The organism is Bacillus sp. 007/AIA-02/001 (genome assembly GCF_004634455.1).
Taxonomy (GTDB): domain Bacteria; phylum Bacillota; class Bacilli; order Bacillales; family Bacillaceae_G; genus Bacillus_A; species Bacillus_A cereus.
This window is the reverse complement of record NZ_SEIY01000002.1, coordinates 579911-602128: the sequence shown is the minus strand read 5'-3', so window position 1 is coordinate 602128 and position 22218 is coordinate 579911. Positions and strand designations below refer to the sequence as shown.

Here is a 22218-nt window from a genome sequence, read left to right as displayed (position 1 = left end):
TCCTCCTCTTTCTATATTAGTACTTTTGAAAATTTTAGCATTTTTACATGCTACCTATCATTATAGCACTATCGAATCTCATCTATAAACTTATATTGGTGAATACAAATAAAAAGATTGATGTGAATTCTCACATCAATCTTTTTTATTATTGTTGCTTCTCATATACATGGTAATAATACGTATACGGGTTTTTTTCATCCGTTAAACCTTTTTCTACAAAAATCTCTTTCCAATTTGTCATATCCATTTCTGGGAAGAATGTATCTCCTTCAAATGCATAATGGATTTTTGTTATATATAACTTGTCTACATAAGGTAAAAAGAGATCGTAAATTTGCGCTCCGCCAAAAATAAAAATCTCTTCTTCATTTTTACATAGTTCAAATACTTCTTCTACAGAATGAACAACTTCACAGCCTTCAACATGATACCCTTCATTACGAGTTACAATAATATTACGTCTTCCAGGCAGTGGTCTACCAATCGCTTCATAGTTCTTTCTTCCCATAATAAGCGGGTGGCCCATCGTTGTTTTCTTCACGTATTGTAATTCACTCGGTAAACGCCAAGGTAAATTATTATCTTTACCAATTACTCTATTTTCGTCCATCGCGACCATAAATGAAACAATCATTTTTTCATCTCCTCTACAATTATACTGCAACCGGTGCTTTAATTGCTGGATGCGGATCGTATCCTTCAATCGTTAAATCTTCCATTTCAAAATCAAACACAGATTTCACATCTGGATTTAATGTAAGTTTCGGGAATGGACGTGGTTCACGTGCCAACTGCTTTTCTACTTGTTCAAAATGATTTGTATAAATGTGTGCATCTCCAATTGTATGAACAAATTCTCCTACTTCAAGACCACATTCATGTGCAATTAAATGTGTTAGTAGTGAATAACTTGCGATGTTAAATGGAATTCCAAGGAATATGTCACCACTTCTTTGATATAGCTGACAAGAAAGTTTTCCGTCCGCTACATAAAATTGGAATAATGTATGACAAGGCGGTAATGCCATACTCGGTACGTCTTCAGGATTCCAAGCAGAAACGATTAAACGACGTGAGTCTGGTGTTTTTTTAATCATTTCAATTACATCTTTTAATTGATCAAGTGTCTCACCAGCTGTCGTTTTCCAAGCACGCCATTGTTTACCGTAAACGTCTCCTAAATAACCATATTTATTTGAGAACTCATCATCTTCTAAAACGTTCTTTTTAAACAATTCCATTTGCTCATCGTACTGTACTTTAAATTCTTCATCTTGTTGTGAGCGAAGACCAAAATCAGTCATGTCAGGACCAGTATACTCATCACTTTCTACCCAGCTCTTAAACGCCCATTCATTCCAAATGTTATTATTATGCTGCAATAAATAGCGAATATTTGTATCACCTTTCATAAACCAAAGTAGTTCACTTGCTACAAGGCGAAATGGTACTCTTTTTGTCGTTAATAAAGGAAATCCTTTGCTCAAATCAAAACGCATTTGATATCCAAATACAGATACAGTTCCTGTCCCTGTACGATCTTCTTTCTTCGTACCATGTTCCATTACATGGCGGCATAAATTTAAGTATTCATTTTCAGCATGTTTCATATGTAGGAAAACCTTCTTTCAATCGTATATGGAATTTATCATAACATGAAAAATGGTAAATTTAATAATCTTAATTAATAAAATTTCTTGCGCTAATTCTTACAAAATTATTAACTTTCCATATTTTAAAAGGTTTTCATTTTCTATTACCGAAAGTATAGTGCGGTAGATCAAAATTTATATTTGGAGGTTAGAAATATGTCTAAAATTGAAACACCTGTTATGACTTCTTTACAAACCACGGTTGAAAAAATGATGAAGGATTTAAATGTTCCTGGTGTTGCTGTCGCTGTTATAAAAGACGGTGAAGTTATTCTTTCAGAAGGTTTCGGCTATCGTAATATAGAAACAAAAGAGGCTGTTACACCGAATACTCGATTCGCAATCGGTTCCTCAACGAAAGCGTTTGGTACACTTTCATTAAGCTTGTTAGCACAGCAAAAAAAGTTTAATTGGGATGCTCCTGTCCCGTCTTATATACCTAACTTTACTTTATCTGAACTACTTGCTAGCTCACAAGTTACAGGACGGGATTTAGCTTCTCATCGAACTGGAGTGAGTCGTCATGAGGCTCTTTGGTACAGTTCTTCCTTATCTCGAAAAGATCTCGTTGAAAAAATAAAACATTTACCACTTGATGCACCGTTCCGGACTGCATTTCTATATAACAACTTAATGTATGCAACAATTAGCTACATTGTTGAAAACATTACAAATCAAACGTGGGAGCAATACACTACAGAACATATTTTAGAACCTTTAAATATGAGACATACAAACTTCTCTGTTAACGATTCACAAACTACAGATGATTACGCTTTACCTTACATTGAAAATGACGGTGAAATAAAAGCAGTTCCATTCCGTAACATCGATACAGTTGGCGCTGCTGGGTGTATTAATTCCACAATTGAAGATATGGCAAATTGGGTACTTCTCCACTTAAATGAAGGAAAATTTGGAGATCATGAATTAATCTCCTCTGAATTATTACAACAAATGTATACACCACACAATTCAATTCCAGACCAACCGGTTTTATCACTCCCTGAATCTCCATTAAATAGTTACGGTCTTGGTTGGTTTATTAGCGCTTATCGTGGTAAAAAAGTGATTCATCATGGCGGTAATATCGATGGATTTTCAGCGCTTGTTTCATTCATACCAACAGAAAACATAGGCCTTGTCATTTTAACGAATGCTGGAGGAACATTACTTCCTACTTATCTCGCTAATCAAATTTATGACGAACTACTTGAATTAGAATCCATTGATTGGCATAAACGTGCTGTAGAAGATACTAAAAAAATGAAGGAAATGATGAAAGAAGCAACTGAATCCCTCCCTGAACAAATTAAAGGGACTACACCTTCGCACAAGTTAGAGGATTATACTGGTACTTTTGAACATCCTGCATACGGAACATTACAAGTATACAAACGAGATGATTCGTTATATGTACAATTTATGGAAATGGATATTCAATTAGGGCATCATCATTACGACATCTTCTCCACAAAAGTTGACTTATTCCAAATGAAAATGAGCTTATTATTCGCTTATGAAATGAATGTAAGTGGTGAATTCCCATCCCTTCAGTTACATGTACCAGCTACATTAAGTACTCAGCCGCTTACATTTAAGAAAATTAAATAAGTATTTTGATGGTAAAAAATAAAGGTAGGTGCGAATCACACCTACCTTTTCTATGTCATATCAATCTTATCTGGTTGAAACCAAATTGGCTTCGATAACTCAAAGTTATTATGATCCTCTAAAACTATAGTAAGACGCTCTAACATATCATCTAACATATGCGGCGCTGCTAGTAATGTCCAGACAACTGAGGAGAAAACTGTCATGCCAACGTACACCGCATATAAATTCCAGAACTCCTCTGGTATTCTCCCATTAAAATATCCTTCTATTTGTCCGATTGAATACGGAATACTAATATCCCTTGCAAACAGTGCAATTTTTACGAAATCATGAATTGGGTCGCCCCAGTCGTAGCCATTAAAATCAACAACACCTACATATCTCGCATCACGTACAATTATATTTTCTAAGTGAAAATCATCGTGTTGAAATCGATTCGGGCGGTTCTTTAAATATATTTCATTTTCTTCAATAAACTTTATGATTTTATCATCATTTTTTATGTTTATTCCGCATGTTTTATATGCCTCTACATATTTACTATGTTTTTTCATAGCTCTTTCATACCATGGAAGTATATTATTAGGAGCTTCATATGTATGCATTTTTGCTAAATCTTTTCCTGCCTCTATACCAATATCATATTGTTCTTTTGGTGAATACGTAGGCAATAGCTTCTTCGCATCTTCCCCTTCTAAATATGAAAAAATACTATAGCATACACCTTCTTCTTCCAATATACCTATTTCAATTGGCCTTTGTGCCTGTACGTTACGTTTTACCATTTCATTTAAAATTTGAAACTCTATTTTCTTTCTTTCATACTCTTTTATATCGCCTGTCCGAAATAAATATTTTTCATTATTTGCATTCGTAATTATATATTTCTTATCTGGAGAGAAACCTTTAGAAATTTCTTCAATATTCGCTGCATCTTTTACTATTTGTATATTGCTTTGCCGTGCTGTAATTATCTTCATATCTATTCCCCTTACATTTCTGCATTTGGTGTATAGGCAACTTCTACAATAAATCCATTCGGATCGTAAAAATCAATCGTATAGTAACCTTCCGAATAATGATTCATTTCAATTGGACCACGTATTACCTTCACTTTCGTACTAGAAAGAAAATCTGCTACTTCATCAACTACTTCTCTATGAATAGCTTGATAACAAATATGTCTAGGCCCTAACGTCCTTACAATTTCCTCATCTACTTCTTTAAAGTATATTTCACTTTCTCCTGTGCTATATGCTACTTCATTTAACTTTCTCCACCCAATTATGGAAAACAACTTATTATAAAAAGAAATGGACTCCTCTAAATTTGCTACCCAAAATTCAATATGATGAATGCCTGCTCGCAGTGTATTCATATTAAGAATACGCTCCTTGTACTACTTGCACAATTTCCATCGGCTTATGAACCATGTAATCTGGTGCATCTTTTTTCACTGTTTCAATAACATCATATCCCCAAGATACCCAAATTACGTTCACTCCAGCCTTTTTACACGCTGCTACGTCTCGCTGTTCATCACCGACATATAACATATCTTTCTCTGTTATCTTTTTCGATTTTAAAAATCTTTTTATCATCTTGTCTTTACCGAACAAATTTTTAGAACAATACACTTCTTGTATATTTTCTATATCATTCTTTTGTAAAAACGCCCGAATATGCTCTTCTGAGTTCGATGATATGACTGCAATTCCGTAGCCTTTTTTATGTAGTTCATCTAATACTTCCTTCATCCCATGGAACAAAATAAGATCTTTTATAGCAGGTTGATACAATTTATAAAACTCCAGCGCTAATATCGGTAATTTATACAGTGGTACATCGAGTTGTTTACATCTCTCCGCCATCGTTAACTTGCGTAAATACTCAATTTCTTCTTCTCTTACCGTTTTATATCCGTGCTTTTCAGCAATTTGATTATAAATTGGTACAAATATATTTTGTGAATCTACTAATGTGCCATCAAAGTCAAAAACAATATATTTTTGCATTCCCATACTCCCTTTGCTTCTTTTTTCTAAACCTATGTTATTCAACAACATGGTTGTCTGTCCCTTCTATAAAAATAAAAAAGAACAAGATTTTCTCTTGTTCTTTTTAAGAAAGCCATTTCGGCGGTACATTCGTATTCCAATAAATATTTCCTAACTCATGATGTCCTGAGTATCCATCATCAAAACGATGATAATGGAAATTAAAATAATAACCATCTTGCGGTGGATGATCTCTTCTTACATGGAAACGCAATAAATCATTTCCTGATTTCGTATCGTAGACATGAAAAATCTTTTCATTATTCCCACCAGCTGGTTTTTGAGAAATCGCTAATGATTGTAGTGAATCTTCTGGTACATCACTAGCAAGCTCAGCAATTGCCTCTTCAATCTTTGGTAATATTACATCTTTAAATTCATCTTCAATTACTGGACCAATTTTAGTACCAAACTTTTGCATCGACTGCTTCTCTGCTTCTTGCATCGCATAAGTAATAAAAGTATCGGTGGTTAACCTGTCATTCGTTTCTTCATATGTATAGGACGTACTCTCCAAACTTTGTTGCCCAGCTGTGCTCGTAGGCTTGTCCGCAGCTTTGGCATTATCAAGCAATATGGAAGGAGGCGTCACTAAACCAAATGTAAATACGGTAATTAATGCGACTAAGGTTTTTCTAAACCAATTTGGCATTTATGTTCCCTCCCCTTTCACTCATTATTTTTTATATAACGGTGGTTTCTTCTATTATACAAAATGATTGTAATTTTTGCACTTTACAATTTTGTTAACGTTCACATATTTTTCACTTGAATATGAAATTGTAAGATTTCATACAATATTAATACCACGATATTGAGGAGGCACTTGAATGACTTTAGATGTCATGTATTCCGCCGCAAGCATACTCGTTTTAGTATATTTTATTTATCAATGTGTTACAGACTAGAAAAAGAGCCGTCAATGGCTCTTTTTTAATGGTAGAAATACAATCCATACAATTAATAAAATAAAAACAACGCTGCCTACCACAGCTGGCAATAAATAAAACTGTGAAAGTATAACTATTCCATATAAAAGTATTGCTGGTAGTAGTAAATAACGATCTGCCTTCCATCTTAACAATAGTAATTTCCCTTCATCACAATATAAACGAAGAAACATCTTATTCGTAAATTCATTCCAATAATCACGTGCATAGCGAGAAATTGCAACTACAGCAAATACGAGAACAATAGCTGCAATCCACCTTGGAGTCATAATTATACTTGCAGTACTGATACATACAATTTGAATATAAAATATTCGTGCAGTACTTGTACGGAAAAATTCTTTCAAAAAAGATTCGACAATACGAGAATCAGCTTTTTTCCCTAAAAGTCTTTTAGAGCGCGGAAACATCCACGGTTTTTTATTCGAACTACTCGGTTTAGCCGCATGACCACCAACTTGCATAATTCCGCTCGTCCAGCGCATGCTTTCCTCCTTTTCTTTCTCGATTTCTTTAAAAAAGAACTTTTTATAATTCATTTTCTCTTTTACTAATACACTACTTAAGAAAATTACTAGACCGATAAATAAAATTGAATACAACGGATTTTTATAAATAAAAAATAAACTAATTCCAAAAAAGGACACGCTCATAGAAAATACTACATTTTTTACAATCCATAAAACCCATCGTTTCCCCACATGTACATGAACAAATCTCGTTAACAACGACAACATAAATCGAAATATAGTAAAGAATACCCAAAATAATAGGACTTGTATCTCTGTTACTTCGATACTTTTCATCAACACCGGTAACATAATAACGACTACTATTATATTCGTTATCACTATTCGAACAAATGTGTACATCATGCCATACTGGACTAATTTTCGCATATGTGTTGCATACGAAATTAAAAATAAACTATCCGCTTGCTCAAAAAATGAACGAACTCCTCTTGGATATGTTACTAGATAAAATGCGAGTAATCCTAATCCGAAATAAATCGTCTCTTCCGTTGATAATTCATTTATCCATAGCGATCGATAATAGATTCTCATAAATATAAGTGCTGGAATAATAATATATAATGCGACTGTCCAATCTGTTACCGAACGTATAGACTTCCATTTCCGCTCAAGTTCATGGCGTAATCTCTTATAAAATTGTTGTTTAATCATGTTGTTCACGCCTTACAATTACATCAAAGCAGTCTAATAATGAACTACCCGGCATTTCCGCTAATATTTGAATAGATTCTAAATGTCCATCTGCGACTAATGTACCTTGTGAAATGAGTAAAAATCTTTCACAAATTTTTTCAGCAGTATCTAATACGTGCGTACAAAGTAAAATTCCTGCCCCGCGCTCTTTTTCTTTATATAAATAATTTAAAAACTCTTTCGTAGCTACCGGATCTAAACCGATAAAAGGTTCGTCAATGATATAAAAATCTGGCTCAGTTAAAAACGCCAATATTAGCATCGATTTTTGTTTCATGCCTTTTGAAAACTTTGATAAATACTCATGTTTATGCTTATTCATTCGAAAAGTATGTAATAATTGTTCCGCTCGTTCTTCCCAACTTCCCATTTCACTTCCACGAGCTGCCATTAATAATTCAATATGTTCCCAGAGCGTCAAGTAATCATAGTATGTTGGATGTTCTGGTACGTATGCATACGGATTTTTCTTTTCACCGAATGATATTTCACCGTCCATATTTACAAGTAATCCGAGTATCGTTTTAATCGTCGTACTCTTCCCAGCACCATTTGCTCCAATAAGAGCAACTAGTTCACCTTTTTCGATAGAAAAAGCTATATCATGAATTATTTTTTCGCCTATTTCATATCCAGCTGAGCGGATATTTACTTTTAACATGCATTCCCCTTCTTTCCATTTCTAATACAATCAAGGAAAAGAATAACATATAACTATCTATATATCATTATAAAATATTTATTTTCATAGCAGGAAAAAACATTTTTTAACAGAATATTAAATGTTTGATTACATTTTATTGGAGTGGATAATATGTCTTTTCAAATTCGTGAAGCAACGATAGATGATATAGACGCACTTTGTTCTTTAACGAAAGAATTAAAAGGTTCCTCTATTTCCTATGAAGATATGAACAACCGATTACAATTCGTACAAATGAGTCCGTTTGATTTTTTATATGTTTACGAGGAAGAAGAAGCTATATTTGGATTACTTGGATTTCGTATACGTGAAAATTTAGAAGATGTAACACGTTATGGAGAGATTTCAATTATTAGCGTTGATTCTAACATACGACGGAAAGGCATTGGACAAGTGTTGATGGATTATGCCGAGCAATTAGCAAAGAAACATAATTGCATTGGCACATGGCTAGTTAGTGGAACAAAAAGAGTAGAAGCTCATCCTTTTTACAAAAAATTAGGATATGAAGTAAATGGCTACAGATTTGTAAAACATTTTTAAACTACTTATAAATTGAAGGGACTATAACTATGACAAACATTAAAGCAATTTTCATTGATCGTGACGGTACAATTGGTGGTGACACTACAATACATTATCCAGGATCTTTTTCATTATTTCCATTCACAAAAACATCCTTGCAAAAACTAAAAGCTAAAAATATAAAAATTTTCTCTTTCACAAATCAACCTGGTATCGCAGATGGAATTGCAACTGTAGCCGATTTTGTACAAGAATTAGAAGGCTTCGGTTTTGATGATATTTATGTATGTCCTCATAAACACGGTGATGGTTGTGAATGCCGTAAACCAAGTACAGGCATGCTGCTTAAAGCAGCAAAAAAACATGGACTTAATTTAACACAATGTGCTGTAGTTGGTGATCGCTGGACTGATATTGTTGCAGGAGCAAAAGTAAATGCGACTACGATTCTAGTCCGAACAGGCGCTGGGTATGATGCTTTGCATACGTACCGAGACAAATGGGCACATATTGAACCAAACTACATTGCAGATAACTTTGAAGATGCAACGAACTGGGTTTTAAATCAACTATAATACAAATGAAGTTTTTGATTCACTCGAAATAATTTAAAACATAGTTTAAATAGCCTTTTTGGCAAATAATTGTCTTCCACAAAACGGATCACCTCAAAAGGTAGCAAGTTCCCTTTTGATACGCAAACATTGCAATTCAAATTATATTTTTTATTAGTAACAGCAATTAACGTAAAGAAGGAATAGCTTAGTGGCTATCCCTTCTTTATTGACTTCTATTATTTACATTTGTTATCTGTTTTTATTGAGTATTCTCATCGTTTTTATACTCCAAAACATCCCCTGGCTGACACTCCAAAGCTTTACATATCGCTTCTAATGTTGAAAAACGAACCGCTTTTGCTTTCCCATTTTTCAAAATAGAAAGATTCGCCATCGTAATTCCAACCTTCTCCGAAAGCTCCGTTACACTCATTTTTCGTTTTGCTAACATGACGTCAATATTAATAATGATTGTCATATCCGCCACCTCAGACCGTCAAATCATTTTCTGATTTTATGTTAATTGCCTCTTGTAGAAGTCGTTGGAGGATAGCAGCAAAAACGGCGATAACGAGCGAAGCAAAAACGATAATGAGTCCCACTAGCCCAATAGGAGGGTCCATTTTTTTCGCTATAAAATGAAAAAGTGGCAAACTTAATACATACAAACCACTGATTGTAATTGCACAGCGCTTTATATTCTTTAACGCCTTTACTGATAATTCCGAGAATGCTGTGTTCTCATCAATGTACTGTAAAAGATTGAAAGCCTGATAAAGAGCAACGTAAAAAGGCACAGCTGCTCCATACATCACAATGAAAACAAGATATTTCATCGGAGCAATATTAGGATACAAATTTGCTGCGAAATTCGCCATTTCCGGCACTAAAAATATGCATAAAGCAAGTACTGAAATTCCAGCAAGAAAAATAATTACTTTTAAGAACGTTGTTAAACTTCGTTTAAGATTCATTTACAATACCTCACTTATTTAATGGCAACATAATTTTATCACAACATTTATTGTTTAACAATAAATAAATATCGTTTTATTTTCGTCATGTTTTTTAATTTAGGCAAAAATAAAAAAGAATTTCTCATTACAAAGAAATTCTTTTTCTTGAAAATGTCTCTTTCAACTTAATTTTTTAAAACGTTAATTCGTAATGGAAATAACGATTATCTCTCAAATAACCATTTTCAGCGTATAATCGTTGTGCTGATAAATTATCAATCTCCGTTTGCAGCTTTACACCTTTTGCTCCATTTTCTAATGCGTATTCTTTAGCAGCTTCTAATAATTTTTTACCTGTTCCGGCTCCACGCTTCGCCGCTTGTACAAATAAATCATTTAAAATCCATAATTCTTTCATTGAAATAGAAGAAAATGATGGATATAGTTGCGTGAACCCAATATATTCGCCGTCTTCAACTGCTACGAAAATAACAGACTCTTTTTTCTCAATTCTATTTCGTAAAAATACTTTTGCCCCTTCTAAATCAGAATCTTGCCTATAAAACATGCGATAGTTATTAAAAACTGATGCTAGTCCATCTAAATCTGCAATTGTTGCCTCATATATTCTCATTTTACTCCATTCCCCTTCCAATACTGTCTCATTATATCCGTTGCCCATTTAGGCTGGTGTATTTCTTCTGTCAGCATAAACTCTTTCATTATTGGTTTTATATCCAATATAGGAGTGCCATCAATAGCATCTAATCCCTCAACAATAATTGATTTACCTTCTCTTTTGATCACCTTTACAATTGTTACACCTATACGATTTGGGCGATTTTTCCCGCGCTGTGCAAAAATACCTACTTCAGGATAATCCTTATTATTTCTAGGATGTCTAGCAAAATACTGAATTTGCTCGTCAGTTACTTTATGAAAATAAAAAACAACTTCAATATGAGAAAAATCTTCAACCCCTTGTATACTCTCTTCTGCATACATTTCAGTTAAAGTTATACGAGATCTTACTTCTCCCCACTCATCATCTTTTATTTCCTTTCTTTCATTATGTACAAATGCGATTGGTTGAACTGAAAACATACGCATTCCCCCTTAAATGTAACCACTTACATTATAAAATATTTTCTGAATGTTTTCCAGATATACGAATAAAGTTTACATAATATAATTATACTCTATCTAGAGCTACCTTGACTGCTTCAATTGCATGTATATGAGTTGTATCAAATATCGGGACAGATACGTTTTCTTGCTTTATTAATAACCCTATTTCTGTACAACCTAATATGATTCCCTGTGCTCCTTTTTGCACTAACTCTTCGATGACTCTTTTATAATATTCTCTAGATTGAGATACTATTTTTCCTAAACATAATTCTGTATATATTACTTTATTTATTTCTTTTCTATTTTTTTCTGATGGTACTATTACTTTTATATCATGCTCTTCAATACGTGACTTATAGAAATCTTGCTCCATTGTATATTTAGTTCCAAGCAGACCAACCTTTTGAATGTCTTTTCTTTTAATTTCTTTTGCAGTTGCATCAGCAATATGTAAGACTGGAATATCAATTTTGGCCTTTATTTTTCCAACTACCTTATGCATTGTATTTGTACAAATGATTATAAAGTCTGCTCCTCCCTTTTGTAATGAATATGCCGCATTCCCTAGAATTTCTCCAGCACCATCCCAATCTCCGCTAGACTGACATCGTTCAATCTCTTCAAAATCCACACTATTAATCAAACATTTTGCTGAATGTAGCCCTCCTAATCTCTCTTTTATTTCTTCATTAATAATTCGATAATATTCAGAAGTTGATTCCCAACTCATACCACCTATAAGACCTATCGTTTTCATATAAAAACACCTACCTAAACTTTTTTTATAAAACTAATAACAACGTTTTATTATGTATATTATACACAATAAAACAAGACTTTAAGTTTGGAATATAAAGTCTTGTTTTAACGTAAATAATATAGAATAATTGTACTTTCATTTCCAAGGAAATTTTTATAGAATATTCTGAAATTAATAATCTGATATTTTTATAAATTCTTTATACTTATAATTAAAACACTCTCGATACAACTCTTTGATTTCATCATATGATGGAACACGTGGGTTATTAGCTGGGCTACCACTTTCAATTGCATCTGATGCCATTTTAGAGATAGCATTTTCAAATTCAATTTCATCGATACCGTATTCTTTTAAATTTGGAATACGAAGATCATAGCAAAGCTTTTTTATTTCCCCAATCGTGTAGTCTGCTACTTCCTCATCAGAATTCGAATACAAATCCTTATTTAAGTTACGTCCAATTTTTGCTAACCTTTTCACTGCACTTGTTTTCGTAAACTCTAACACTGTAGGTAATAGTATGGCATTTGATATTCCATGCGGTACATGAAATAATGCTCCCACTGGCCTTGACATTCCATGAACTAATGTAACTGATGCATTCGAAAATGCAATTCCAGCTTGTAAGGAAGCAATCATCATCGCTTCTCTTGCCTCCATATTATGTCCATCTTCATATGCTATACGTAAATATTTCATAATACTTTCAATAGCTGAAAGAGCAAGTACATCTGTAAGTGGTTGTGAAAATTTAGAAATATAAGCTTCAATCGCATGACATAACGCATCTATTCCTGTTGCTGCCGTAATTTGTGGTGGTAACGAACTTGTCAAAACTGGATCTATAATTGCTACTTTCGGTATAAAACTAGGATGCTTCATCATCATTTTTACATCTGTTTTTTTATTCGTAATTACTGCTACACTTGTAACTTCCGAACCAGTACCAGAAGTTGTTGGAATTGCAATAAGTGGTAGTGAATTGTTTTCTATTTCAATATCCTTTTGGACATAATCCTCAACTTCTCCACCATTTTTATATAAAACCGCTACCGCTTTCGCAGCATCAATACAACTTCCACCACCAATACCGATAATAAAATCGCACTTTTCCTCTTTACAAAGAGATAACGCTTCTAATACGTGTATATTTGTAGGCTCAGCATCCACTTTATTATATGTGCTAACAATAATACCTTTCTTATTTAGTTGTTGCATACACTTTTCAACATATCCTAATTTCTCCATAATTGTATCAGTAACTATAAAAGCTCTTTTCCCTAACTTTTTTGATTGTTCTCCCAGTTTTTCAAGCGAATTCCTTCCATATAATACCGACTTTGGCATACGAAACTCAGAAACCTCTTGCAAGTCCCCCACCCCTTCTTATCCTAATTAATATTTTATAATATAAATTATCGATTTGATGAATCTTTACGATTCAAATTTTTTAATAGAGTCCTGTTAAAGTATAGAATGCGATAACTAAAAATACAGCAACCGTTTTCAAAATAGTAATAGCAAATATATCTTTATATGACTGTTTATGTGTTAATCCCGTTACTGTAAGAATAGTAATAATAGCCCCGTTATGTGGTAGTGTATCCATTCCTCCTGATGCCATTGATACGATACGGTGCATAACTTCTAATGGAATATCAAATTGATTGGCCGCTGCAATAAATTTATCTCCCATTGCGCTTAATACTATTCCCATTCCTCCTGATGCCGAGCCTGTAATTCCAGCTAAAATATTCGTCGTTACTGCACCATTCACTAACGGATTTGTGAAAGTAGCAGAGATGCCATCTCTCATAATTGCGAAGCCTGGAAGTGCTGCAATGACACCACCGAATCCAAACTCAGCTCCTGTATTCATCGTTGCAAGTAGCGCTCCACCAATACTTGTATTCAATCCAGCTTGGAAACCTGTTACTACTCGCTTCCAATATAATAATAACGTTGTTAAGATCCCTATAATAAGTGCCAATTCTACAGACCAAATTCCTACTACTGCACTTAATTCTACTTTTCCAAATGCTTTCATACCAATTGCAGAAAAATCAAAACCGCTTGGATACCACTTCGGTATCATAATAGTAAACACTTTATTCATTACACCTACTAAAATAAGTGGTATAAATGCAATAAGTTGTTGCGCTCTTGTGATTTCAATGTTATTAATTAATGGCATATTTTTTTGTTCTACTTGCAAAGATGCTGCCATTTCAGTATTTCCATCATTAAAACCAAAATATCCTTCACCTGCTGCTTTTGCCTTCTTACGTCTACTCTCTAAATATAGTAAACCTAATGTAAGAACAAAAATTGCTCCTACAATCCCAAGTATCGGTGCAGCATAAATATCCGTTTTAAAAAATGTTGTAGGTATTACATTTTGAATTTGTGGTGATCCAGGTAGCGCATCCATTGTAAACGTTACTGCTCCAAGAACAATCGTTCCAGGGATTAAACGCTTTGGAATATTAGCTTGTCGAAACAACTTAGCTGCGAACGGATAAACAGCAAACACTACTACATACACACTAACACCACTATACGTTAAAATAGCCCCCATTAATACAATCGCTAATATAGTACGTTTTTCACCAACTAACTCAATAATTGTTTTTGCGATAGAATCTGCAATTCCTGACATTTCCACTACTTTTCCAAATATTGCTCCTAATAAAAACACAGGAAAATATAATTTTATAAATCCAACCATTTTCTCCATAAAGATATTAGAAAAGAAAGGTAATACATAACTAGGTTCTGTCAAAAATACTGCAAATAATGCAAATATCGGCGCGAATAAAATAACAGAAAAACCTCTGTATGCTACGAACATAAGTAAACTTAGTGCTAATAATATAATAACTAACTCCAATTTTACCCCTCCATTAAACAGAATATTCTAAATTTTATTGATAAATTTCTACTAACCTTTCAATTCTGACATCCCTCCTCTTATTCATACAAATTTTTATGCTAAAAATGTCTAATTATAATTATTCGATTACATATGAAAAATCCCTTTAAACAGAAACGAATTCATCGTCATACGTTATAAAGGGATTGCTAGAATCTATATTTACTGCTGTATTAAATTTTTCTCTACACAAAAATGATACAGTTCTTCAACATCTTTCACTATGTAGGTCGCACTAACTTCAGTCAGTTCTTTTTCACAGCCATAGCCATATAAAACACCAATTGAAGCAATTCCATTCTGATTTGCACCTATTATATCGTGCTTTCTATCACCAATCATTATCATTTCTTCTTTATTTAGTTCTTCATGTGTTTGTAAAATATGAGCAATTATTTCTTCTTTTTTTATTCTCGTACCATCTAAATTACTTCCAATGATGTCTTCGAAATAATTCGTTAATTGAAAATGCTCTATAACTTGTTTCGCAAATACAGTGGGCTTTGAAGTTGCTACGAATATGCGATTCCCTGAACTTTTTAATTGTTGCAAGAGCTTCAGAATCCCCTCGTATACATTATTTTCAAACAATCCACGCTGCTTTAAATACTCACGGAAGTAAAAAACAGCACGTTCAACCTCTCCTTCACTCATATTATATCTCTCTATGAATGATTGCTGAATAGGAGGACCTATAAATGAATCTAACTCACTTATATGTACTTCTTCAATTCCTACTTTTTTAATGCATATAAAACCGAGTTTACAATCCCTTCTTTCGGATCCGTTAAAGTTCCATCTAAATCAAATAGAAATGTTTTATACATGCTTCATTCCTCCACTTAATTTGCTGTATAAATAAGTGCTAACACCTCTTCCACTTCTCCCTATTATACTATTATTATCTATTTTTTCGAAAAATCAATTTCCATATGTCACATACTTTCAGTTACAAAATACGATAGATATGATACAGTAAAAAAGTTACAATTATTTTAATAGAAACTGGTGAAACAAATGTCAATTACGTTAATTTTTATAATGGCTTTCACAATTGTGATCCACGCAGTTGAAACAAGCTCTTATAGTATTCGATTAGCTGGAGTACGTTTAAAGAAGATTGCGGTTGCCTTGTCTGTTGTAGGAATGGTGTTACTTATTTCAAGAACATCAAACTTACTACAAGCCTTTTTAATCGGTGGTATTGTCGATGAAGCAAAACTAGATTCTTCTATTAATTTAGAGCATATTATACGACTCGTACTATTATCGGCTTCTATCGGTACATTAATCGCGATCATTCTTTATCCAACTTTGACAAAATTATTTGGATATGTCATTCAAAACTTTGAAACAGACGGTTCTTTCATTCGAATGATGAAAACGAATAACATTCAAAAATTAAAGTACACAAAAAAATATGTCCGTTTTCCAAAGTTAGAAATGATTCATAGACTGCGTATCGGTGGTATTCCAAAGCGTATTATGCTTATTAACATGTTTGCTACTGCTATTTATACAGCAGGGGTACTTTCAGCCCTTTACGCTTCTTTTTTAAATCCAGATTATGCAACAAATGCAAGTACAGCTTCTGGCCTTGTAAATGGTTTCGCCACTATTTTATTAACTGTATTACTCGATCCACGCATTGCTCTTTTAACAGAACGTGCTCTACAATCAGAAAGCGGTGCTGAATCTATGAGTAAAATGTATGGTTGGCTAATGATTTCTAGACTTCTCGGCACATTATTAGCACAACTGCTATTTGTACCAGGTGCTTACTGGATTTTATGGATTATTGAACTGATGCATTAATTTACTAGAAAGGTGAATTTATCAATGAAGATCAAAACAGAGAAAGATATAATTCGCTTAATAGAAAACGACGAATGGATGATGAATGTATTACAAATGGCAAAATCACTAGAGCTACCTGATTGGTGGATTTGTGCCGGATTTGTTCGTTCTAAAATTTGGGATACTTTACATGACTATGAAGCTAAAACGGCTATGCCTGATGTTGATGTGATTTATTATGATAGTCTACATCAAGATGAGATATACGAACAATCATTAGAAACGAAATTAATGAATATTGATGCTACTATCCCTTGGTCTGTAAAAAATCAAGCTCGTATGCATGTAGTGAATAATATGCCACCATATTCTTCTTCTGTTAATGCTATTTCTAAATTCCCTGAAACAGCAACGGCTTTAGGAGTTACACTTGATGAACTAAACAACGTTATCTTAACAGCCCCATGTGGTATTGAAGATGTCCTTTCCTTACAAGTGAAACCAACAGCTCATTTTCTTGAATCGAAAGAACGATTACATATGTACAAAAACAGAGTTATAAAAAAGAATTGGCAAAGTAAGTGGCCTAACATCACAATCACATATCCAGAAATTTAGAAAGGGTGCCTCTCATTTATAGAAGCACCCTTTTCTTCATTTCAAAAAATGTATGACTGTTTCTGCAAATCTATCTGCTTCCTCATAATGAAGTGAATGACCGCTCTCTTCAAATACGATATACTTGCCGTTTCGGGCATCTTTATTAAATGTTTTAATTTGTTCTTCACACGTTACTACATCATGTTTTCCTACTATTAATAACATTAGATTTTGTACATCTTTTATTTTTGATAATAATGATGTATGACATGCTCCCTCTAATTTTAATCTATCAAAGTGAATTTTGGAGCGATTTGAAAATATTTCCCACTCTTCATCACTGTATAAACTCTCATCTGTCCTATCTTCCTTATTATTGTAAATCTCCATTCTTTTTTCTTCTAATTCAGCGCTTAGTCTTATATAAGCTTCTAACAACTCTTCTGAACTAGCCTCGCTAGATGAATAAGCAAAGCACTCTTCTGCTACTTCTTCTTTTCCATACTTTTTTAATAAATGCCCTGTCTTTTGTAACAAAGCCCTACTTGTTAATGCAAAATCAAAAGTTGGTCCTTCAAATATTATTTTCTCTATTGAACTTGGATATATCGACGCATAAAGCAATGCTACATATCCACCGAAAGAGTGTCCAATTATAGACCACTTCTCAATTTGTAATACTTTTTTTAATTCCTCACAGTCTTCAATCAAATCATTTAATCCAAAAGCTTCGTCTTCAGTAATTTCTTCTGAGCGACAAACACCTCTTTGATCTATCATAATTACATATAGAGAATCTTTTAAACGTTCCGATTGATGAAATGAAAAATCATAACAACTTTCTCCTGGTCCACCATGCAAGTATAAGACTGGCTTATTTTTAGGATTTCCATGTGTTTCAACGTATAGCTTTTTCCCTCTAATATTCATATATTTCCCTGCTTCTATCAAATTTTTCTTTATGATCATCACCCCTTTTTTTACTGAATATTATAACATTTAATATTAAATAATCCCTATTACATTTAAGAAGACTATAATTATTGCAAGTGGTGCTACAAATCGAAGTAAAAATGCCCAATAAGTAAATACTTTCTTTCCATAATTTCCACCTACAAAAAACTCTGCTTCTAGTACCTTCTTCTCCATTTTGAATGAAACGAAAATACTAATAAATAGTGCTCCAAGTGGCATTAATATATTACTAGATAAGAAGTCTACTGCATCAAAAATATTCTTTCCGAAAATCGTAATATCACTCCATACTCCAAATGATAACGCTGATGGTATACCTACCAAGAAAATGCCGAAACCGATCAGCCATGATAATTTCGTTCTCTTTTCTTGTTCACCATTTGCTAATGCTGAAACAACAGTTTCTAGTAGAGAAAATGCTGATGTTAATGTCGCAAATGTAAATAGTGCAAGAAATACTGTTAAGAAAAATCCACCGAATGGGATTTGACTAAATACAGATGGTAATACGATAAATAGTAATCCAGGTCCTTCTGTTGGCTCCATTCCTAATGAAAATACGGCTGGAAAAATAGCAAGACCTGCAAATAATGAAACAAATAAATTTAATCCAACAATTGTTATTGCTGATTTTGGTAAACTTTCTTTTTTATTTAAATAGGAACTATACGTAACCATAATTGAAATCCCGATACTAATTGCAAAGAATGATTGCCCCATTGCGAACAAAATACTTTCCGAAGTAATCTTTGAGAAATCTGGTTGTAAGAAAAACTTCACACCTTTCATTGCATCATCAAGTGTTAACGAACGAATAATAAGAGCGACAAATAAAACGAACAATGCTGGCAACATATATTTACTTGCTTTTTCAATTCCGTTTTGTACACCCTTTGATACAACCCATATCGTAATGAACATAAAAGCGAAATGTCCCATAATAGCCCAAGCAGGATTCCCAATTGTTTCAGTAAATAATGTACCGTAATTTTGTCCTGGAGTAATCAGTTGTCCAGTTATTCCTCTGAATAAATAAATTAATACCCATCCACCTACAACACTATAAAACGAAAGTAGTATAAAACAAGTTCCAACACCAAGGCGTCCAATCCAATGCCATCCTGTATTTGGTGCGATGCTTTTAAATGCTCCAACTGCTTGTTTCTGCGTACTGCGTCCAATCATAAATTCAGCTATAAGTAGCGGTAGTCCAATTAAAACAGTAAATAATATAAATATTAAAAAGAATGCTCCTCCCCCACTCTTCCCAGCGATATAAGGGAACTTCCATATCGCACCAAGTCCAATTGCTGATCCGGCTGCCGCCATTATAAAACCTAATTTTGAAGTCCATTGCTCCGTCTGTTTCATCTCATTTTCCTCCCAATTAAATCTTTTTATATAAATAAATAAATTTTATAAACCTATTCAAATAAACCCTCCATTTCTTCTTCCATATAATAAAAAAATGGCCTAGCATCTCTATATAAAGAGACGCTAAGCCATTTACTTAACGCGGTACCACCCTTATTGATTCCATTATGAATCCACCTTAGTAGTAATCGTTTGATTACAAACCTAATATCGAAGGTTAACCGTTAAGATTTACTAAGAATGTAATTCCGTTCCACCTTACTGCTCCTAGGCGAGTTCAGGATGTCATTTGACTATGTCACACCAACCCATAGCTCTCTGTACAAATACATGACCTTACTACTCCTATTCAACACATTTTAATATTTAGAATATATTTTCTTTTGAAATTAATATGAAGTATATCTGTTATATTTGTAACTGTCAAGGGTATATTGATTTTTTTGTCGAAATAGTTCATATTTCAACTGACTTTTACTAAGCTTATTAGAAAAAGAAAGAGTCTATATTTTCACCTTTTTAAACGAACTATAAAAAAAGAATCTTCGCGATAATCGCGAAGATTCTTTTTACGGTATGAGACGAGTACAATCTCTCGGAAAAGCACTCGCCTCTCGTACATTTGTTAATTCTAAAAGTTTATATACAACCCTTTCTAACCCAATTCCGAAACCTCCATGTGGTGGACAACCATATCGAAATGTATTTAAATAAGATTGAAATTTATCTGGGTGTAATCCTTTTTCTTTAAACGAAGCGAGTAACATTTCATAATTATGAATTCGCTGTGCCCCTGACGTTATTTCTAATCCTTTATATAATAAGTCGAATGAATCAGTAATAGCTGGATTCTCTTTATTCGGCATCGTATACATCGGTCTCGCTTCTTTCGGATAATTCGTAATGAAAACAAATTCACTATTATATATTTCCTTCATATATTTCCCTAGTAACTTTTCACCTTCTGTATCTAAATCCCCTACAGGAGATTCTTTACGATACTTACTTTTCAAAATTTCTTGTGCTTCTAACAATGTAATTTTAGGTATTTCAGTAATAACAGGTACTTCTATTTGTAATAGTTGTAGTTCTATTTCACATTTTTTCGCTACTTGTTGAAACATATATCGTAAAACATCCGTTTCTAGTTGCATCACTTCATAAAAATCATGAATAAAACCAAGCTCTACGTCTAACGATATATATTCATTCAAATGACGGGAAGAATTATGATGTTCCGCTCTATATACAGGTGCAATTTCAAAAACTCGTTCTAACCCACCTGCCACCATCATTTGCTTATAGAACTGTGGTGATTGTGCTAAATAAGCTTCTTTTTGGAAGTATGGAAGCTTAAAAACATTTGCTCCTCCTTCTGCCCCTTGCGAAACAATTTTCGGCGTAAATATTCGTGTGAAATCGTTCTCTATAAGAAATTCACTAAAGCTTTGAACGAGTGTAGATTTCACTTTAAAAATCGCTGCGGTTCGCTCATGCCTTAATGATATTACTCGCTCATTAAGTAGTTGATCTAAGCCAACTTGTAACTTCTTTTTATTTATTTCAAATGGAAGTGGCTCTGCACCGTTTATTACTTTCACTTCATGAGCAAGTACTTCAACACCCAATTCTGTTTTCGATGTCTCGACTATTTCACCAATTACGTGGACGACACTTTCTACATCAACTTTATATCCAGCCAATTCATTTTCTAATACACATTGAATTACTCCTGTTCTGTCCCGTAATAATAAAAAACTAACATTTCCAAGATGTCGAATCTTTTTTACCCATCCTTGAAGTAATACAACCTTTCCACTTTGCTTTGTACATTCTTTTGTGAGTGAACGCTTCATTATTGAATCCATTATTTTTCCCTCCAGTAATTTTATATTTATTTACGTTATTGTTGTCATCGTCATCATCCACGGTCACTCACCCCCTTTCAAAGAATACAAAAATCCGCCCCTATAAATAGGGACGGATTTTTTCCGCGGTACCACCCAAATTGTCATACTGACCATCTTAGCCCTGATAACGGTAGGTACCGTTTGCTTTTACTAATAATCACGTTCAAAGCAACACTCACAGGTGTCTTTCCATCATGCGGTATCGCAACCTTCCCAGCAACTGGCTGCTCTCTGTAGACCTTTGCACCATGTACTTTTCCTGATCATCACTTTTTATATTTACAGAGTATTCTAACTCCTCACCTTATAAAACGCAAGCTTTTTTTGAAACATTCTGGTTTTATAACTCCTAACTTCTTCTAAAGTGTGAAAAGTTAATTTTGTAATACATATTCTTATGTATTACATCCAAAATTACACCTTTAATATTTTCCAATTTTTACATAAAAACTAATTCATTTACGCATATTAATAAAAATTTTAAAGCGAG

At 33.4% G+C, this 22218-nt stretch carries 23 protein-coding genes, 1 pseudogene and 2 other annotated features; of the genes and pseudogenes, 5 read left to right on the top strand and 19 right to left on the bottom strand.

Annotated features, from left to right (window positions below; translation table 11 throughout):
* Positions 1 to 148: 148 nt before the first annotated feature.
* Together ES895_RS08515 and ES895_RS08510 are read right to left on the bottom strand one after the other, a co-directional pair.
* Positions 149 to 637, bottom strand: a complete 489-nt coding sequence (locus ES895_RS08515; RefSeq protein WP_000637207.1) for a dihydrofolate reductase — start codon at positions 635 to 637, stop codon at positions 149 to 151.
* Positions 638 to 656: 19 nt separating this feature from the next.
* On the bottom strand, positions 657 to 1613 hold the full coding sequence (locus ES895_RS08510) for a thymidylate synthase (RefSeq protein WP_000679609.1): 957 nt from the start codon (positions 1611 to 1613) through the stop codon (positions 657 to 659).
* Positions 1614 to 1811: 198 nt separating this feature from the next.
* Here ES895_RS08510 and ES895_RS08505 point away from each other — a divergent pair, with 198 nt between their 5' ends.
* Positions 1812 to 3269 (top strand): serine hydrolase, encoded by a 1458-nt coding sequence (locus ES895_RS08505; RefSeq protein ID WP_000034348.1) that lies wholly within the window; start codon positions 1812 to 1814, stop codon positions 3267 to 3269.
* A 50-nt stretch (positions 3270 to 3319) separates the two neighbouring features.
* On the opposite strand, the gene ES895_RS08500 is transcribed toward ES895_RS08505, so the two are convergent.
* The 6 genes from ES895_RS08500 to ES895_RS08475 form a co-directional block, all read right to left on the bottom strand.
* Positions 3320 to 4252: an aminoglycoside phosphotransferase family protein gene (locus ES895_RS08500; RefSeq protein WP_000692080.1), complete on the bottom strand. Its 933-nt coding sequence runs from the start codon at positions 4250 to 4252 to the stop codon at positions 3320 to 3322.
* Between the two features lie 11 nt (positions 4253 to 4263).
* On the bottom strand, positions 4264 to 4650 hold the full coding sequence (locus ES895_RS08495) for a VOC family protein (protein WP_001094668.1): 387 nt from the start codon (positions 4648 to 4650) through the stop codon (positions 4264 to 4266).
* Between the two features lies 1 nt (position 4651).
* The gene (locus ES895_RS08490) at positions 4652 to 5287 is read right to left on the bottom strand and encodes an HAD family hydrolase (protein ID WP_001987851.1); all 636 of its coding nucleotides are present in this window, start codon (positions 5285 to 5287) and stop codon (positions 4652 to 4654) included.
* Positions 5288 to 5393: 106 nt separating this feature from the next.
* Entirely contained in the window at positions 5394 to 5981 is a 588-nt protein-coding gene (locus ES895_RS08485) for a YpjP family protein (protein ID WP_001134421.1), read from the bottom strand.
* Between the two features lie 267 nt (positions 5982 to 6248).
* Entirely contained in the window at positions 6249 to 7463 is a 1215-nt protein-coding gene (locus ES895_RS08480) for an ABC transporter permease (protein WP_135238291.1), read from the bottom strand.
* Positions 7456 to 8166 (bottom strand): ABC transporter ATP-binding protein, encoded by a 711-nt coding sequence (locus tag ES895_RS08475; RefSeq protein ID WP_000921904.1) that lies wholly within the window; start codon positions 8164 to 8166, stop codon positions 7456 to 7458. Before ES895_RS08475 ends, ES895_RS08480 begins: the two co-directional genes overlap by 8 nt.
* A gap of 153 nt (positions 8167 to 8319) precedes the next feature.
* Between ES895_RS08475 and ES895_RS08470 the strand changes: the two genes are divergently transcribed.
* Positions 8320 to 8751: a GNAT family N-acetyltransferase gene (locus tag ES895_RS08470; RefSeq protein WP_000009776.1), complete on the top strand. Its 432-nt coding sequence runs from the start codon at positions 8320 to 8322 to the stop codon at positions 8749 to 8751.
* Between the two features lie 29 nt (positions 8752 to 8780).
* The gene (locus tag ES895_RS08465; RefSeq protein WP_000181772.1) at positions 8781 to 9308 is read left to right on the top strand and encodes an HAD-IIIA family hydrolase; all 528 of its coding nucleotides are present in this window, start codon (positions 8781 to 8783) and stop codon (positions 9306 to 9308) included.
* A gap of 241 nt (positions 9309 to 9549) precedes the next feature.
* On the opposite strand, the gene ES895_RS08460 is transcribed toward ES895_RS08465, so the two are convergent.
* From ES895_RS08460 to ES895_RS08425, 8 genes and pseudogenes are all read right to left on the bottom strand, one after another.
* The gene (locus ES895_RS08460; RefSeq protein WP_000152535.1) at positions 9550 to 9768 is read right to left on the bottom strand and encodes a helix-turn-helix domain-containing protein; all 219 of its coding nucleotides are present in this window, start codon (positions 9766 to 9768) and stop codon (positions 9550 to 9552) included.
* A 10-nt stretch (positions 9769 to 9778) separates the two neighbouring features.
* Positions 9779 to 10264, bottom strand: a complete 486-nt coding sequence (locus tag ES895_RS08455; RefSeq protein WP_135238290.1) for a DUF2975 domain-containing protein — start codon at positions 10262 to 10264, stop codon at positions 9779 to 9781.
* Between the two features lie 175 nt (positions 10265 to 10439).
* A complete protein-coding gene (locus tag ES895_RS08450; RefSeq protein WP_001223866.1) occupies positions 10440 to 10880 on the bottom strand; it encodes a GNAT family N-acetyltransferase in 441 nt (146 codons plus the stop codon).
* Positions 10877 to 11350 carry an SAM-dependent methyltransferase gene (locus ES895_RS08445; protein ID WP_135238289.1) on the bottom strand — a complete coding sequence of 158 codons (474 nt, stop codon included), beginning with the start codon at positions 11348 to 11350 and terminating at the stop codon, positions 10877 to 10879. Before ES895_RS08445 ends, ES895_RS08450 begins: the two co-directional genes overlap by 4 nt.
* A gap of 88 nt (positions 11351 to 11438) precedes the next feature.
* Positions 11439 to 12134 carry an aspartate/glutamate racemase family protein gene (locus ES895_RS08440; RefSeq protein ID WP_000848569.1) on the bottom strand — a complete coding sequence of 232 codons (696 nt, stop codon included), beginning with the start codon at positions 12132 to 12134 and terminating at the stop codon, positions 11439 to 11441.
* A gap of 174 nt (positions 12135 to 12308) precedes the next feature.
* The gene (locus ES895_RS08435; protein ID WP_098318249.1) at positions 12309 to 13511 is read right to left on the bottom strand and encodes an iron-containing alcohol dehydrogenase; all 1203 of its coding nucleotides are present in this window, start codon (positions 13509 to 13511) and stop codon (positions 12309 to 12311) included.
* Positions 13512 to 13590: 79 nt separating this feature from the next.
* Positions 13591 to 15030, bottom strand: coding sequence for a GntP family permease (locus ES895_RS08430; protein WP_000424327.1), 1440 nt, complete (start codon positions 15028 to 15030; stop codon positions 13591 to 13593).
* 204 nt (positions 15031 to 15234) lie between these two features.
* Positions 15235 to 15899: pseudogene (locus ES895_RS08425) on the bottom strand (HAD family hydrolase).
* 190 nt (positions 15900 to 16089) lie between these two features.
* Here ES895_RS08425 and ES895_RS08420 point away from each other — a divergent pair.
* Together ES895_RS08420 and ES895_RS08415 are read left to right on the top strand one after the other, a co-directional pair.
* Positions 16090 to 16887: a lipid II flippase Amj family protein gene (locus ES895_RS08420; protein ID WP_000028915.1), complete on the top strand. Its 798-nt coding sequence runs from the start codon at positions 16090 to 16092 to the stop codon at positions 16885 to 16887.
* 24 nt (positions 16888 to 16911) lie between these two features.
* On the top strand, positions 16912 to 17487 hold the full coding sequence (locus ES895_RS08415) for a nucleotidyltransferase family protein (protein WP_000695357.1): 576 nt from the start codon (positions 16912 to 16914) through the stop codon (positions 17485 to 17487).
* Between the two features lie 36 nt (positions 17488 to 17523).
* Here the strand turns inward: ES895_RS08415 and ES895_RS08410 are convergent, their stop codons facing one another.
* The 3 genes from ES895_RS08410 to aspS form a co-directional block, all read right to left on the bottom strand.
* Complete coding sequence (locus ES895_RS08410) at positions 17524 to 18399, bottom strand: alpha/beta fold hydrolase (RefSeq protein ID WP_135238288.1); 876 nt, start codon at positions 18397 to 18399, stop codon at positions 17524 to 17526.
* 75 nt (positions 18400 to 18474) lie between these two features.
* Positions 18475 to 19815: a sodium-dependent transporter gene (locus tag ES895_RS08405; protein WP_000814538.1), complete on the bottom strand. Its 1341-nt coding sequence runs from the start codon at positions 19813 to 19815 to the stop codon at positions 18475 to 18477.
* 116 nt (positions 19816 to 19931) lie between these two features.
* Positions 19932 to 20180: a binding site (T-box leader), on the bottom strand.
* 207 nt (positions 20181 to 20387) lie between these two features.
* Positions 20388 to 21686 (bottom strand): aspartate--tRNA(Asn) ligase, encoded by a 1299-nt coding sequence (aspS, locus tag ES895_RS08400; protein WP_000377343.1) that lies wholly within the window; start codon positions 21684 to 21686, stop codon positions 20388 to 20390.
* A 105-nt stretch (positions 21687 to 21791) separates the two neighbouring features.
* Positions 21792 to 22004: a binding site (T-box leader), on the bottom strand.
* Between the last annotated feature and the right edge of the window lie 214 nt (positions 22005 to 22218).